Source organism: Micromonospora sp. NPDC048898, from assembly GCF_043198035.1.
In the GTDB taxonomy this organism is placed as follows: Bacteria; Actinomycetota; Actinomycetes; order Mycobacteriales; family Micromonosporaceae; genus Micromonospora.
In genome coordinates this window covers 346,998-362,185 of sequence record NZ_JBICUF010000002.1, presented here as the reverse complement: position 1 = coordinate 362,185, position 15,188 = coordinate 346,998, and the positions used below count along the sequence as shown (strand labels likewise).

The window sequence follows — 15,188 nt, the reverse complement described above, 5'->3', positions numbered from 1 at the left end:
GTGACATCGTTTGACATGCGCCGGCAGCCCATCTTGGATAGTCGATGTTCACAGTCCGACCGGGTCGGTCCGGTCGACGCCCCGATCCTGGAGGACGGATGTCAGCCATCGCGCGGTCCCACCCACGTCACTCACGATGGCGACTGCTGCCGGCGGCGATGGCGGCGGCGACGCTGCTGACCGTCGCGGTCGGCGTACCGGCATCGGCCGCGGCCACCTCGACGGTGGTCAGCGCCGCGTCGGGCCGCTGCCTGGACGTCGTCGGCAACGTCCGGACCGCTGGTGCCGGCATCAATATCTACGACTGCAACGGTCAGGCCAACCAGGCCTGGACCCTCACCTCGGCCGGCGAGCTGCGGGTCTACGACGAGACGATGTGCCTGGACGTGGTCGGTCAGGACACCACCGCGCCGGCCACGTTGCAGATCAACACCTGCAGCGGTGGCGCCAACCAGCGCTGGCGGATCAACACCAACGGGACCATCGTCGGTGTCCAGTCCGGCCTGTGCCTGGACGTCAACGGCGGCGCCACCGCCAACAGCACCCTGGTGGGTCTCTGGACCTGCAACGGCCAGGCCAACCAGCGCTGGACGACGGCGCTGGGCAGCAGTGACAGCCAGCCGCCCACGGCTCCGAGCAGCGCGCGGGTCAGCGGCCTGACGTGCAACTCCGTGACCTTCGCGTGGAACGCCTCGACGGACAACGTCGCGGTCGCCTTCTACGACATCTACCACGACGGCCAGTTGATGACGTCGGTGAGCGGCTCGACGCTGTCCACAAGCCTCACGGTGGTCGCCGGGGCGACCTGGGGCCTGTACGTCAACGCCCGGGACGCCGCCGGCAACGTGTCCCAGGCGAGCAGCACCGTGTCGATCACGCCCCCGCAGTGTCAGGCCGACACCCAGGCGCCGACCGCGCCGCAACAGCTCACCGGCACCGCGTCGGGCACCACGGTGACCCTGCGCTGGACCGCGTCGACCGACAACATCGGCGTCCGGGCGTACGACATCTTCCGTGGCGGGGTGAAGGTCGGCACGGTCACCGGTGCTCCGCCGGCGACCACCCACACCGACAGCGGGCTGGCGGCGAGCACCGCGTACCAGTACTACGTGGTGGCCCGGGACGCGCAGGACAACGTCTCGTCGCGCAGCGCCACGGCGACGGTGACCACCGGCGCGGGCTGCGGCAACCCGGTGTGCGCGGTGCGCCAGGTCACCACCGACACCGACATCCCGTGGGGGCTGGCGACGTTGCCCGACGGCAGCGTCCTCTACAACCGCCGCGACGCGCACGACATCATCCAGCTCAACCCCAGCACGGGGGCCAAGACCAACCTGGGCACCGTCCCGAACGTGCAGAGCACCGACGGTGAGGGTGGCCTGCTCGGGCTCGCCGTCTCGGCGAACTTCACCAGTGACCGCTGGCTGTACATCATGCACACCTCTCCCAGCGACAACCGGATCGTGCGGATCAAGTTGGAGAACGGTCGCCTCAACACCTCCAGCGAGCAGGTGCTCATCAGCGGCATCCGGCGCAACAAGTACCACGACGGCGGCCGGCTGCGGTTCGGTCCGGACGGCAAGCTGTACGCCAGCACGGGCGACGCGCAGAACGGCAACCACGCGCAGGACCGGTCGGCCCTCGAAGGCAAGATCCTGCGCCTCAACGCCGACGGCACCGTTCCCTCGGACAACCCGTTCGGCAACTACGTGTGGAGCTACGGCCACCGCAACCCGCAGGGGCTGGCGTTCGACTCGCAGGGCCGGCTCTGGGAGCAGGAGTTCGGCAACTCGATCATGGATGAGACCAACCTGATCACGAAGGGCGGCAACTACGGCTGGCCGGCGTGTGAGGGCACCAGCGGCACCTGCGGCACCGCCGGGTTCATCGCGCCGGCACGCACCTACCCGACCGCGGAGGGGTCCTGCTCCGGCATCGCGATCGTGCGGGACGCGCTCTACGTGGCCTGTGCGCGGGGTGCCCGCATGTACCGCGCGGTGATCAGCGGCAGCAGTCTGACGAACGTCCAGACGTACTTCAACGGCACCTACGGCCGGTTGCGGACGGTGGAGCCGGCCCCCGACGGCGGCCTGTGGCTGACCACCACCACCGTCGGTGACAAGGACAGCACCCCGAACAACAGCAACGAGAAGATCCTGCACGTCACGCTGGGCAACTGACAGCTGTGGTCCGGGCGGCTCAGCGCCTCGTCAGGATGACGAGTTGCTGGGTCGCCCGGGTCATCGCGACGTAGCGGTCCACCGCCCCCTCGATGCCCGTGCCGAACGCCTCCGGGTCGATGAGGACGACCAGGTCGAACTCGAGGCCCTTGGCCTGCTCCGGGCTCAGCGATCGGACGCGGGGCGTCGGCGGGAACGCCGGGTCGCCGATCACGCAGGCGGTCCCGTCGGTGTGCTCGGCGAGCCAGGCGTCGAGGATCGCGCCCAACTCGGCGGCCGATCCGTGCACGACGGGGAGTCCGGTGGCACGGATGGAGGTCGGCACGTTGGCGTCCGGGAGCACCGCCCGGATGACCGGTTCGGCCTCCGCCATGACCTCCTCCGGGGTCCGGTAGTTGATGCTCAGCGAGGCCAGGGTGATCCGGTCGAGCCCGATCCGTTCCAGGCGCTCCTGCCACGACTCGGTGAACCCGTGTCGGGCCTGGGCCCGGTCCCCGACGATGGTGAAACTGCGCGACGGGCACCGGGCCAGCAACATCTGCCACTCGGCGTCGGTCAGCTCCTGGGCCTCGTCCACCACGATGTGCGCGAACGGGCCGGCGAGCAGGTCCGGGTCGGCGGCGGGCACCGCGGAATCGTCGACCAGGGCGTCCCGCAGGTCCGGCTGGCGCAGCATCGTCAGCAGGCCCTCACCGTCGTCGTAGGCGTCGGCGGCGAGCAGTTCGTCGAGGACCCGGGCCCGGTGCTCGCGTTCCACGGCGGCGGCGGGGTCGTGCCGTCGCGGCCGCGCCGAGGCGTCGCCGAGGCGCCGCCGGGCCGCGTCCAGCAGCGGCAGGTCGGACACGGTCCAGGCCCGGGCGTCGTCGCGTTGCAGCGTCCGGACCTCCTCCGGGCTGAGCCAGGGCGCGCAGGTGCGCAGGTACGCGGGCACCGACCACAGGTCGCCCACCAGGTCGGCCGGGTCGAGCAACGGCCAGGCGCGGTTGAACGCGGTGCGCAGCTCCCGGTTGCGCAGCAGCGATCGCCGCAGTACGTCGTCCGGCTCGTCGCCGTCGTACCTGTCGACGAGGATCGTGAGCAACTCCGCCCAGATCTCGTCGCGCGCCTCGTTGTGCGGGGTGCCCGGCCCCGGTGCCTGGAACGCGTCGGCCCAGTCGTCGGCGCCCAGCCAGATGTCACCCTCGTCGGTCGTGATCGTCATCGGCTTGACCGGTGGGTCCTCGTAGAATCGGACCGCCGCGTCGATCGCCCGGACCAGGTCCGCGGAGGACTTCAGCCGGGCCACGTCCGGGTCTTCTTCGACGGTCGCGGCGGCCCCCTCCCCGACCAGGTCCCGCAGGGTGCAGGTCTGCACGTCCTCCTCGCCGAGGCTGGGCAGCACGTCGGCGACGTAGGCCAGGTAGGGCTGGTGCGGCCCGACGAAGAGCACCCCGCCCCGGCGCTGACCCAGCCGAGGATCGGAGTACAGCAGGTAGGCGGTGCGGTGCAGCGCGACGACTGTCTTTCCGGTGCCCGGGCCACCGTCGACGACGAGCGCGCCGGCCGACCCCGCGCGGATGATGGCGTCCTGGTCGGCCTGGATCGTGCCGAGCACGTCCCGCATCCGGTTCGACCGGGCGCTGCCCAGGCTGGCGATGAACGCCGACTGGTCGTCGAGCGCGACGGCGTGCCCCACGAACCCGTCCGGGGTGAAGACCTCGTCCCAGTAGTCGCTGATCCGGCCGCGCGTCCACCGGTACCGGCGACGGCTCGCCAGGCCCATCGGGTTGGCGTGGGTCGCGCCGAAGAAGGGCTCGGCGGCGGGAGAGCGCCAGTCGAGCAGCAGCCGCCGGCCTTCGCTGTCGGTGAGGCCGCGACGTCCCACGTACACGGGCTCGGGGTCGTCGGTGCCGACCACGTGGCCGAGACACAGGTCCAGGCCGTAGCGACTCAGCGCCCGCAGGCGGCCGGTCAGCCGGCGGATCTCCTCGTCCCGGTCCATCGCCTGCCGGCCCTTGCCGCCGGGCGCCAGGCGCTCGGCGGCCAGGCGCTCGGACAGCTCGGCGTTCAGGTGGTCGAGGCTTTCCGCCATCGTCGCGAAGTGCTGCTCGTCGCGGGCGATGAGCGTCGGGTCGGCCTTGGGGGCGAGATGACCGGGGAGGTCGAACACGGAGGAAGGCAGGGAATTCAAATGCGGACTTCCATTTCGGCAGAATCTGGTCTCGGCCGACGATTTTGCGGCACGAACCGGGTCTTGCCGCAAGCCCCCCAGTGCGCTATATGTTAGAAGTGGCAGGGGGCCGGGTGCCCCCGTTTTCCGAGCTCAGGGCGCGTCGACGACCTCCCGACCGAGTGGCCAGAGCGCCGCCGGCACGAGCTTGACGTTGGCGATGCCAAACGGGATCCCGATGATCGTCACGCAGAGGGCGACCCCGGCGAGGATGTGCGACAGCGCCAGCCACCAGCCCGCCAACACCAGCGCGGGTGCGGTCGCCGCCGTGGGGCCACGCCGAAGGTGAGTGCTTGTTACACTCCGCCATTGATGATCATGGGCGGTGTGGCGCGGCGCGCTGACGGCCACCGAGGCTGGCGGTGATTCTGGTGAACGACGGGTTCGCGGTCGACGCGGACGAGATCCGTGCCCACGCGCGCAACATCGAGGCGCTGGCGGGGCGCTTCGCGGCGGTGCGGGCGGCCAGCGCCCACATCACCCAGGACGACTCGGCGTACGGGTTGCTGTGTGGCTGGATCTCCGGAGTCCTGGCGGACAAGCACGCGCGGCAGGACGAGCTGTTCGCCGCTGTCGAGGAGAATCTGACGCTTTCCGCCTCGGGGCTGCGCCAGACCGCCGACGGCTATGACACGGTCGACGGCGACAACGCCGCGCTGATGAGCGGCGTGGAAAGCCAACTGACTTCATGACCGACCTGTCACTTGTCGCCGACGTCACCTCCACGCGAGAGGTCTGGACGGGCGCCTCCCTGGCCGACAGCGTCGAGGGTCTGGTCGACGCCATCAGGAGTGCGGGCTGGGTCGACGATCTGCTCGCGGGTGCCGCGTTCGGGCTCGACGCGGCGGTGACGGTGCTGGATCCGTTCAGCGCGCTGCTCGCCAACGGCCTGGGCTGGGCGATGGAATACTTCGAGCCGCTGCGGGAGATGCTCGACCAGCTCACCGGCATGCCCGACGTGGTCGCCGCGCACGCCGCCACCTGGAACAACATGGCCGCCGAGCTGCACAGTATGGCCAACGACCTGCGGGCGCACCTCGACGCCGACCTGCCCGAGTGGTATGGGCAGGCCGCGCTGGCCTACCACGGCCTGATGGACCACAACGTGGAGGCCCTCGGCGGGCTCGGTGCGGTCTCCGCCGCGATGGCCGCGGCCACCGAGGGTGCCGGCAACCTGGTGGCCTTCACCCGCGACATCGTGCGCGACCTCATCGCCGACCTGGTGGCACGCGTGATCGTCTGGGCGGTCGAGGCCATCTTCGTCGTCACGATCCCGGTCATCGCCGCCCAGATCACGGCCGCCGTCGTCAAGTGGGCCGGGCGCATCCTCATGTACGTCGGCGCGTTGATCACCAGCCTGACCAACCTCACCCGCATCCTGAACGGATAAGGCGTCCATGGCGAAGCCCGGAAAACCCGGCGGCGGCAGCGGCGGCACGGGTGGCGGTGGCGGCGCCGGCAAACCCCCGAAGAGCTACGGCGGCATCAACGCCGGCAAGGGCATCGCCAGTGCCCAGCAGGCCACCGGCCAGGCGGCGCAGCAGGGCCATCCACCCGGGGTCGGCCAGGGGCCCGGCAACACCAGGCCGGCGAGGCCGACCCCACCTCCCGCGCCGACCACGCCGCCGACGGCGGGCGGCATCCACCACAGCGACGCGTCGCGGAAGCACATCATCGAGGGCGACGGTGGTCGACAGGGCGGCCACCTCGCGGGCACCGGCTTCTCCAACAAGACGGAGTTCCCGACGAGCTGGGACGAGGCCAAGATCCTCGACGCCGCGCACCAGGTGACGCAGCAGGGGCCGCCGAACAAGGGGCCATACCCGACCAAGGACGCGGACGGCAACCCGGCGTGGGCCTACGACTACGTCGGCGTCGTCGACGGGGTGCAGGTCAAGACGACGGTGCTCGCCGACGGCGAGATCCGCACCGCCTTCCCGCCGGACAAGACCGACCCGGGCGTCATCAGCAACCCGCCGGCACCGAACCCCGCCCCGCAGGGAATCCCGATGGGCAACCCGCCCCGTTACAGTAATCCGGACGTCGGCGGCGACGGCAGTTGGACCTGGGAGGGTCCGAAGGGCAACAAGATCATTAGGGTGGTCCAGGACGACCAGGGCAACGTCACGCGGACCGAGCTCGGCGACTACAAGAAGAAATGAACACCATGGATACGCAGACGTACGCGACGGTCGCCGAGGTGTGCCGGAGGCTCGCGGGCCGGCTTCCCGACGATGTCCTCGGCACCGTGCGGGAGCAGTACGCCGCAGGTGAGTTCGACCTGGCCGACGCCACCCTCCTGCTCAGCCTCGCGTACTACGGCGTCGGGACCACCAGCGCGGAACTGGCACTCCTGCGCACCTTCGTCGGTGAGCCCGACGGCCCCGACCTGGCCGACGTGCCGGTCATCGCGGAGGTGCCGCCACTGGCGTACCGGTTCAGCCCGGACGGCCCCCCGGACGCGCCCAACCCGGCTCCGGCCGACACGCTCCTGGCCGCCGACGCCCCACGCCGCCACGGACGCAGCCTGCACCGCGCCTGGCGGACACCACTGGACGGCGCACCGGACGCGGCGGCGTGGACGTACGTGCTGCGGGTGACCGAGGGCGCGGACGAGCTCTCGACGTACTCGGGCGTCATGTCGACGCTCTGGGTGACGCTGCAACAGAAGTGGCCGGTGGAGGTCGTCGCCGGCGACTCACCGCGGACGCCGTACCAGGAGGCGGCGTTGGCCGCCGCCCAGGTGATCTGGCGCGCCTGAGACGCTCTGCGACCCCGACCGGGGGTCGGCTCGGTGGAAAACCTGAGACGGAAGTCGGGGGCCGGGCGAGGGATCTTCCCGGAGCCGGCGGGGCGCCGCGGACCAGATGATGATCGGCATGAAACGCGCCGCGCTGTACGTCCTCGCCGGACCTGTCGGGATCGCCGCCTACGGCCTGGTACGCCTGTGGGCACGAGCCGACGGCGTGTACGGCCCGGGGCTCGACTGGCAGGCCGCGCACCTGGTCGCCCTCGCCGGCATGGTGTGCTTCGTCCCGGGTGTGCTCGCGCTGTCGGGCCTCCTGCCCCGCAGCCCCTGGCGCACCGGCGTGACGACCCTCACGATGGTGGGGCTCGCCGCGACGATGGTGCAGTTCGGCGCCGACATCGTGGAGGGTCTGCTGGCCGCGGACCGGGCGGAGATGTCGGCGCTCAGCGCGGACTTCAAGGACATCCCCGGCGTCGAGATCGCCTTCTACGACGTCGTACCCCAGTTCTTCTTCCTCGGCCTGGTCGTCCTGGCGGGCATGCTCGCCGCGAAACGGCGGCTGCCGTGGTGGAGCGTGCCGCTGCTCGTCGTCGGCATCGTCCTGCCGGTGGTCACCCTCGACCTGCTTCCCGTCGCCGGTCTGGCCATGCTTGTCGCACTCGCGCCGGCGCTGCCTGCCCTGCGGGAACGGCAGGTCGTGACCGAGACGGGGGACCGCACCCCGTCGCGCCGTTGAGGACGATTCGGATGGTACGTGATCCGACAGTAACTTTCGCGGCGGCCATATAGCCTCTGAGCTGGGCAAACGTTCCGAATGGACCGAGCGGGACGCCCTCTCTCGATGCCACTGCCGGGCATTCCCCGTACCTCGCGCAAGGAAGGCCTTCCCATGCATCGCATCATCCATCGAGGACTGCTCCTGACCGGCACGGCCGTCGTCATCGGAATGCTGGCGACATCGACGGGCGCCGCGGCCCGGCCGGACAGCGCCCTGTCGGTGCGTACCTCGTCCCCCGTTCTGGCGTCGTTGGACGCCAACTCCTGCACCATCCTGTGGGACCTGCTCAACGCCGGCGGCCGTAACGGTCGGGTGGCGGTCGGTCTGACCGAGGACCAGCAACTCCTGAAGTTCGCCGCCAACCGACCGGGGTTGGCCTGCGTGATCGGCACGGTGGACCTGCCCGGCACCGAGAACCTCGTGGGCATCGACTACCGGGTCCAGGACGGTCAGCTCTACGGCGTCGGCAACAGCGGTGGCATCTTCACCCTGTCCACCAACAACGCCGTCGCCACGAAGGTCAGCCAGCTGACCATCCCCCTCAGCGGGTCGTTCTTCGGCGTCGACTTCAACCCGGCCGCCGATCGCCTGCGCATCATCAGCGACGTGGGTCAGAACCTGCGGCACAACGTCAACGTCGGCGGTGTCACCCTCGCCGACAGCACCCTCACCTACCCGCCCGCGGTCGCCGCCGCCCCCGGGCTGACCGCGGCGGCCTACACGAACGTCGACCTCGATCCGAGCACCGCGACCACGTTGTTCGACATCGATACCAACCTCGACCAGGTCGCGCTGCAGTCCCCGGCCAACGCTGGCCAACTCGTCGCCACCGGCAGCCTGGGCGTGGCCGCCAACCCACGGGCCGGCTTCGACATCCACAGCACCCTGCGCGACGGGCGAGCGGTGGGCAACAACGCCTACGCCGTCCTCAACGGCGGCTTCCCCAGCCAGGTGTACCAGGTCGACCCGCTCACCGGCACGGCTCAGCTGACCGGTGGTTTCGCCGTGAAATACCTGGTCATCGACCTCGCGCTGCGCCTCAACCAGCAGTAGCCCCCCGACGTCCGGTAGGGGCGGGCCGACCTTCGGGTGGACCGCCCCCACCCGTGCACCGACTGTCAGTTCGGCAGGCCGGTGCAGGCGGCCCCGTCGATGGTGCACGCCTCGGGGGTGGCACCGGTGGGCGCGCCGTCGACCCGGAACGTCACCCGGACCGACGCGCTGCCCGGCACCTGGCCCGCCGTGCCGTCCGGCACGAACGTCCACACCGCGCCGTCGCGGGTGGCCCGTGCGCCCTCCACCGCACTGACGCGCAGCGACTCCCGGGGCAGGGTGACCACCAGCGTCCACTGTGGTGCCGGTGCCGACCCGGGGTTGCTGATCGTCACCGCGGCGCCATAACTGAGCAGCGCGTTGTCCTCGATGGCGAAGTCGGCGACCAGGGCGGCCGGCGTGACCGTCGCGGTCGAACCGGTTGGCGCGGGCCTGGTCGACGCCCCGACGGTCGGTGCGACCGCGGTGGCCGAGGCGGTCGGCGGGGGAGCGGGCACCGCCGGGCTGGTGGCCGCCGGTCGCGCCTGCGCCCGGGGAGTGCCGGGCGGGGGTGTGCCCTCCTGGTCGACCGAGAGCGGCGGGTCGAGCGTCACAGGTGTCAGCTTCTGCGGCGTACGCAGCACCCCGGCGACGAGGACGGCCGTCACGACCAGCACCCCGAGCACCGCGATCACGGCCAGCCAGGTGGCCCGCGAGGCGTCGTCCCGACCGGTGAGCACCCGCCGGGCAGCCGTGGCGAGGGCCACCAGCCGGTCCAGCAGGATGATCGCCACGGTACGGCGTGGCTGGGGTGGTGTTGCCGGCACTGCCTGTCTCCCCTTCGGTTCGTCGCCGGATGCCCGCCCGCGACCCGTCCCGGTCGCGCGGGGCAGCCGCCAGTTCACAGGTCGCGGAGCCCGACGAGTATCGCCTCGAGCAGATCCTCGGTCGGCAGCTCCGACAACACCGGCGGGTCGTGCGTCTCGATCAGCCCGGCCGCGAGCAGGTCGCCGAGCAGCACCCGGACGGTCCCCAGTGGGAGGTCCAACTCGGCGCCGACCTCCGCGACCGACACCGGATGGTGACACAGCTCGACGATCCGCGCCTGTTCGGGGAAGAGCGGTGTGGACGGCGTGCCGGCCCGCCGGGCGACGACAAGTGAGATCAGGTCGAACTGACCGTGCGCGGGCGAGGTGCGCCCGCCGGTCATCGTGTACGGCCGGGCGACCGGGCCCGCGTCGTCGTCGTACCACGCCTCGTCAGCGGTGCCGCTGCTGTGCACCCTTGTCCCCGATCGTCGCCGAGGAGGCCGGCCCCAGTGTGATCGGCAGGTGCCGCTCGGCCTGCCCCACGAAGAGCGCCACCTCGTACGCCATGTCGCCGACCTTGACGTCGTCACCGGCGATCCGCACGGTGAGGACGGTCCCGTTCGGGATGGTGGCGACGAACAGGAACGTCCGCGCCATCTGCACCACGACCTGACGCAGACCGCCCGCGTCGCAGGTGCGGGTGGCGGCCAGCCCCAACGCGATCAGACTGGCGACCACGCCGGAGATCTGCTCGGCCAGCTTGCCCTCCACCCGCCGGGAGCCGCCGAGCGCCAGCCCGTCCGGGGAGAGCACGACGGCGAACTCCGCGCCGGGCACTCGGTCGACCAGGCGGTCCAGTGCACCGGTCAGGCCGTCGTCGGTGACCACTGCAGGGGTCATGGGTGTCTCCTCGCTGTTCTGGCGACCGGCATCTCGACAGTGTCGAGGCTGGCCCTGCGGTGTTCGGGGCCGGTGGGTCCGCTCTGGCGGACCCGCGTCGGCAGCGCGCCGTCGCCGTTCGACTCGGGTGGGCCGGTGCCGTTGTGCGCCGGCGGGTACGGGGTCGCGGTTGGCGCGGTGGACGAGCCCCGGGCGGCGTCGCCGACTGTGACAAGTCGGGCCGGCAGGAGCACGATCGCCGCCGTCCCACCGCGCCGGCTGGGACGCAGCGAGACGTGCGCCCCACAACGGTCGGCCAGCACGGCGACGGTGTACAACCCGGTGGGGCCCGTCGGTGGGGTGGCCGGCGGGCTGCCGAGCAGGTGGTTGGCGTCGGCCAGTGCCGTGGCGTCCAGGCCGGGTCCGTCGTCGACGACCAGGACGGCGCACCCCTGCGGTCCGTGCTCGCCGCTGACCCGGACGCTGGTGTCCGCCGGCGAGAAGGCGAGGGCGTTCTCGATCAGCTCCGCCAGCAGGTGGACGACATCCGTGACGGCCGGGCCCGCGAGCGACCACGGCCAGTGCGGCGCGATCAGGACCCGGTGGTAATCCGGCACCTCGGCGACGGCACCGCGTGCGACGTCCAGCAGCGGCACCGAGCGCCGCCAGCGGCGGGCGGGCGTCGCGCCGGCCAGGGCGATCAGTTTCTCCACGTTGCGGCGGACCCGGGTGGTCAGGTGGTCGAGTTGGAACAGCTCGGTGCTCTCCTCGGCGGACCGCTCCCGGCGCTGCATCCCGTCCAGCAGATTGAGCTGGTCGCGCAGCAGGACCTGGTTGCGTCGGGTGACCCGCAGGAACAACTCCCGGTCGGGGCCGGTGGGCGGTGCCACGACGTCCGGAGTCGGGGCCGGCGGTTGCACGACCGGCCGGGTCAGCTCGTCGGCCAGCCGTCCGACGGTGCGCACCCAGCTCAACAGGAGCACGAGCACGACGATGAGGCCCAGCCCCACCACCGCGCCGGTACGCGCGACGATCACCGCGGCACCCGGCGTGGCCCGCTCGACGCTGCTGCGGGCGGTGCTCGTCACGAGTGCCTGTAGTGCGCCGAGGGCGGTGTCCGCGGCGGCCCGCCAGCCCGCGATGGTGATCCCGGCCAGGGCGTTGGCGCTGTCCGCCCGCAACAGCCGGTCCTCCAGGGCGATCAGCCCCGCGAACTCGGGACCGGTGGCGATCCGCTGGTGCGCACCGGGGCCGTCGGCGGGCAGCCCCGCCGCCGCCTCGGCGCGCGCGAATCGCTGGTTGTCGACGAACGCGGTCAGTCGGCGTCGATCGTCGACACCGAGCCGCCCCGCCGTCAGGGCCGCGCTGACCAGGGTGTCCTCCCGCGCCAGCAACTCCCGTGCGCGGGCCAGCGCGATCACCGCACGGGTGTCGGCGGCCAGCGCGCTCTCGTACGTGCCCCACTCCGGGCCGTACACCCGGAAGGCGACGTCGATGACCTGGTCGTACCCGTCGACCGCCGCGGCCCGGTCGAGTTGCCCGGCGTCCAGCTGGGACCGGATCGTGCTCAGGCCGTCGAGCCGGCGGACCAACTCGTCGGCCCGGTCGCGCACCTCACCCGCGCTGAGCAGCCGGATGTCGTGGCCCTCGGTGAACTCGCGGAGCTCGGCGGCGGCCCGGTCGGTGCCCTCGCGTGCCCCGCCCAGGGGGGTCGCCGTCGGCCCGGCCCCGGCGATCGTCTCGGCACTGGCCCGGCGCTCGGTCTGCAGGCTCAGGATCAGCCGGTCGATGGGCTGGCCCAGCGTGTCCGCCAGAGCCCGCACGCGCAGCAGGTCGATGGCGTCCTGGCTGGTCAGGTAGGCCGCGTACGACCAGAGCGTGACAAGCACTGCGGCCAGTACGACAAGCCTGGTCCGCAGCAGCCGGACCTCGTCTCGCGTCACGCCCCGCTCCGCTCGGTGCGGGAACGTCCGCGGCGTGGGCCCCTCATCGCGTCGCCCGCTGCGGCCACGGCTGCCCGGCCGTGTCGCTGGCCCGGTCGGCGACGATGGTGCGCAGCAGGGCCAGCAGTTCGGCGCGGTTGGCGCAGTTCAGCCGGTTGCGCATCCGTGCCACGTGGTGCTCGACGGTCTTGGCCGAGATGAAGAGTCGGTCGCCGATCTCCCGGTAGGTCAGCCCGGCCAGGACCAGCTCGGCAACCTCGTACTCCCGGTCGCTGAGCCCCTGCTGGGTGGGGCCGGCGGCCCGGGCGGTGCTCTCGGTGCTCGTCGGTGCCTGCTCCCCGTGGCCGCCGGGCGGTCGCCCCTGCAACGCCCGGGCGCACTCCAGCAGGCTGGTCATGGCCCGCCGGTCCGCGGTGCGGATGGCGGCCTGGCCGGCGAGTCGCGCACCGTCCCAGCGCAGCCCGGTGTCGTGCAGCGCGCGGGCGGCGGCCTCCACCCGGGCCGGGTCGACGACGCCCCGGAGCACCTCCACCCAGCACTCCGCGGCGGCGGCGACCACTGCGGCGTACCGGCTGTGGTCGGCCGCGGCCAGCAGAGCCGCCACGTGGTCGTCGGCGACGTCCGGCGCGCCGGTGAGGATCGCGGCGTGCAGGCCACTCCAGTGCAGCGGCACACTCCACAGTGGTGGGTTGTCGAGCCGGCCGAGCAGGGCCCGTGCCTCCCGCAGGTACGGTTCGAGGCGGGCCAGGTCACCGAGGCGCGCGCCGGCGATGGCCAGCTCACCCAGCGGCAGGAGCGTGAACAGGTCGACGGGGTGCCGGACCACCGCCTCCAGCGCCTGCCCCCAGCCACGCTTGAGTGCGCCGATGTCGCTGTTGCGGCGGCCCACGCCCATCCGGATCGCGGCGGCGAAGAGCAGGTCGCGTGACTCCAACTGCCGCCCGTCGAGCGTCACCGCGGCGAGGTGCTCGGTCGCGGCGCGCGTCTCGCCCCGCACCATCAGGATCCAGGCCTGCAACAGCCGGTGCCGGCGAGCCAGCAGCGGGCCACCGACACCGGCGGCCAGGGCCCGGTGCAGCACCTGCTCGGCGATCTCCAGCTCACCGCAGTGCACCGCCGTCAGCGCGGCGAGCGCCGCCGGGCTGTCCGGTAGCAGGGCCGCCCGGCCGTCCGGTTCGAGTAGTGCGGCGGCCTGCACGAGGGTGGAGAGGGCGGCGGTCGGCGGGCCGTTCACGCTCTCGCGTACCCCGTCGGCCATCAGTCGGGCGGCGCTGGCGTGCAGGGTCGGCGGTTCGCCCGCCGGGTCGCCGGCCGGCGAGCCGGCGGCGGCGTCCGGGTTTCCGGTGGCGAGCCCGCCGACGATGGCGAAGGCCAGCGCCGAGGCGGTGCCCGACCACCGGTACAGCTCCACGCTGCGGCCGATGTGCCCACGGTGCGCCAGGGCGGTCGCGGCCACCACCGCCGCCGCGGAGCGGTCGGGCGGTGCGGCGGTGGCCAGCAGTCGGTCCGCCAGCCGCAGGGCGTCGTCGAGGTTGCCGGCGAGCGCGGCGGCGAGCGCCTGTCGGGCGCTGGCCGGCTGCCCGGCCGCGGTGGCGGCGGCGAACAGTTCGGCGGCGAACGCCGGCTCGTCGGTCAGGGCCTCACCCGCCGCGGCGGCCAGTGTCGGGGCCGGGCAGTCGCCGAGCGCGCCGACCGCGAGCAGGGAACGGACCAGCGGCAGCACCGCGCCGCCCCGCGCGAGCTGCAACTCGGTGAGCCGGCGCCAGACCGCGCTCCGGTCGGTGGTGGGGCTGAGTGTCGTGACGGCCCGTCGGACGATCGGCGCGAGCCGGCCGTCGGCGCCGAGCAGTCCGGCCGCCCGGGTCGTCGCGATCACCTCGTCCACCGCCGCCGGGTCCCCGCCCAGGAGCGCCGTGAGCATGCTCGCCGGCAGCGCCCCGCCGGCCGCGACGGCGAGCAGCAGCCGCCGGACGGCGGTGGGCTGCACGTCCAGGTCCGGACCGAACTCCCCGAGGACGGACCGGGGCGGGTGGACCACCGTGCCGGTCTGGGGCTCCCCGCCGGCCAGACCGCGGACCAGCCGTTCGACGTCCCGGGGGACGCCGGCGGTCTGCGTGTGGACGAAGTCGACCAGGTCGGCGCGGCGGTCCAGCTCCGGCGCGGCGGCGAGGTAGCTGGCGGTCTGCTCCCGGGTGAACGGCGTGAGGAGCACGGCCTGCCCGTCCCGTCGGAGGGCGTCGACAAGCTCGCTGAGCGCCGCCGACCGGGGCCACGGGCGATGGGCGACCACCAGGCGGTGCCGGCGGGTGGCGAGCAGACCCAGGAGCACCTCGATGCGTGCGTCGTCGAGCAGGTGCGCGTCGTCGACGAGCACCAGCGCGTCGGGGTCGACAGGTGCGCCGGCCTCCGGGGCGGCCGTGTGGACGGTGCTCCCGGCCCGCTTGTGGATCCGCGCCAGCTCGGTGAGCAGTGCGGTCTTTCCGTGACCGCCGGGGCCGGCGATGCCGACGGCCAGTGGGCCGGTCGGGTCCTGCGTGACCCTGTCCAGCAGGGCCTGTGGCCCCTTGTCCAGGGTCAGCCCAGGTGCGGCGATGTCGTTCATGATCATT

At 72.6% G+C, this 15,188-nt stretch carries 13 protein-coding genes and 1 pseudogene; 7 read left to right on the top strand and 7 right to left on the bottom strand.

Annotated features, from left to right (window positions below):
* Positions 1-98: 98 nt before the first annotated feature.
* Positions 99-2,180, top strand: a complete 2,082-nt coding sequence (locus ACGFIQ_RS08470; RefSeq protein WP_393241244.1) for a PQQ-dependent sugar dehydrogenase — start codon at positions 99-101, stop codon at positions 2,178-2,180.
* 19 nt (positions 2,181-2,199) lie between these two features.
* Here the strand turns inward: ACGFIQ_RS08470 and helR are convergent, their stop codons facing one another.
* Positions 2,200-4,329, bottom strand: coding sequence for an RNA polymerase recycling motor ATPase HelR (helR, locus tag ACGFIQ_RS08465; protein ID WP_393241241.1), 2,130 nt, complete (start codon positions 4,327-4,329; stop codon positions 2,200-2,202).
* 153 nt (positions 4,330-4,482) lie between these two features.
* Positions 4,483-4,638: pseudogene (locus tag ACGFIQ_RS08460) on the bottom strand (YccF domain-containing protein); the annotation flags it as partial.
* A 122-nt stretch (positions 4,639-4,760) separates the two neighbouring features.
* Between ACGFIQ_RS08460 and ACGFIQ_RS08455 the strand changes: the two are divergent.
* The 6 genes from ACGFIQ_RS08455 to ACGFIQ_RS08430 all read left to right on the top strand — a co-directional run bounded on the left by ACGFIQ_RS08455 (position 4,761) and on the right by ACGFIQ_RS08430 (position 8,969).
* Positions 4,761-5,081, top strand: coding sequence for a type VII secretion target (locus ACGFIQ_RS08455; protein WP_393241238.1), 321 nt, complete (start codon positions 4,761-4,763; stop codon positions 5,079-5,081).
* On the top strand, positions 5,078-5,779 hold the full coding sequence (locus tag ACGFIQ_RS08450; RefSeq protein WP_393241235.1) for a WXG100 family type VII secretion target: 702 nt from the start codon (positions 5,078-5,080) through the stop codon (positions 5,777-5,779). Before ACGFIQ_RS08455 ends, ACGFIQ_RS08450 begins: the two co-directional genes overlap by 4 nt.
* A gap of 7 nt (positions 5,780-5,786) precedes the next feature.
* Complete coding sequence (locus tag ACGFIQ_RS08445) at positions 5,787-6,551, top strand: EndoU domain-containing protein (protein ID WP_393241232.1); 765 nt, start codon at positions 5,787-5,789, stop codon at positions 6,549-6,551.
* Entirely contained in the window at positions 6,548-7,150 is a 603-nt protein-coding gene (locus ACGFIQ_RS08440; RefSeq protein WP_393241230.1) for a hypothetical protein, read from the top strand. The genes ACGFIQ_RS08445 and ACGFIQ_RS08440 overlap by 4 nt, the downstream gene beginning before the upstream one ends.
* A 118-nt stretch (positions 7,151-7,268) precedes the next feature.
* The gene (locus ACGFIQ_RS08435; protein WP_393241227.1) at positions 7,269-7,874 is read left to right on the top strand and encodes a hypothetical protein; all 606 of its coding nucleotides are present in this window, start codon (positions 7,269-7,271) and stop codon (positions 7,872-7,874) included.
* Positions 7,875-8,027: 153 nt separating this feature from the next.
* Positions 8,028-8,969 (top strand): DUF4394 domain-containing protein, encoded by a 942-nt coding sequence (locus ACGFIQ_RS08430; RefSeq protein WP_393241224.1) that lies wholly within the window; start codon positions 8,028-8,030, stop codon positions 8,967-8,969.
* Positions 8,970-9,034: 65 nt separating this feature from the next.
* On the opposite strand, the gene ACGFIQ_RS08425 is transcribed toward ACGFIQ_RS08430, so the two are convergent.
* The 5 genes from ACGFIQ_RS08425 to ACGFIQ_RS08405 all read right to left on the bottom strand — a co-directional run bounded on the left by ACGFIQ_RS08425 (position 9,035) and on the right by ACGFIQ_RS08405 (position 15,187).
* Positions 9,035-9,775 carry a cellulose binding domain-containing protein gene (locus tag ACGFIQ_RS08425; protein WP_393241221.1) on the bottom strand — a complete coding sequence of 247 codons (741 nt, stop codon included), beginning with the start codon at positions 9,773-9,775 and terminating at the stop codon, positions 9,035-9,037.
* A gap of 74 nt (positions 9,776-9,849) precedes the next feature.
* Entirely contained in the window at positions 9,850-10,230 is a 381-nt protein-coding gene (locus ACGFIQ_RS08420) for a DUF742 domain-containing protein (RefSeq protein WP_393241218.1), read from the bottom strand.
* Positions 10,208-10,657, bottom strand: coding sequence for a roadblock/LC7 domain-containing protein (locus ACGFIQ_RS08415; protein WP_393241215.1), 450 nt, complete (start codon positions 10,655-10,657; stop codon positions 10,208-10,210). The genes ACGFIQ_RS08420 and ACGFIQ_RS08415 overlap by 23 nt, the downstream gene beginning before the upstream one ends.
* On the bottom strand, positions 10,654-12,579 hold the full coding sequence (locus tag ACGFIQ_RS08410; RefSeq protein ID WP_393241212.1) for a nitrate- and nitrite sensing domain-containing protein: 1,926 nt from the start codon (positions 12,577-12,579) through the stop codon (positions 10,654-10,656). Before ACGFIQ_RS08410 ends, ACGFIQ_RS08415 begins: the two co-directional genes overlap by 4 nt.
* A 43-nt stretch (positions 12,580-12,622) precedes the next feature.
* Positions 12,623-15,187 (bottom strand): LuxR C-terminal-related transcriptional regulator, encoded by a 2,565-nt coding sequence (locus tag ACGFIQ_RS08405; protein ID WP_393241209.1) that lies wholly within the window; start codon positions 15,185-15,187, stop codon positions 12,623-12,625.
* Between the last annotated feature and the right edge of the window lies 1 nt (position 15,188).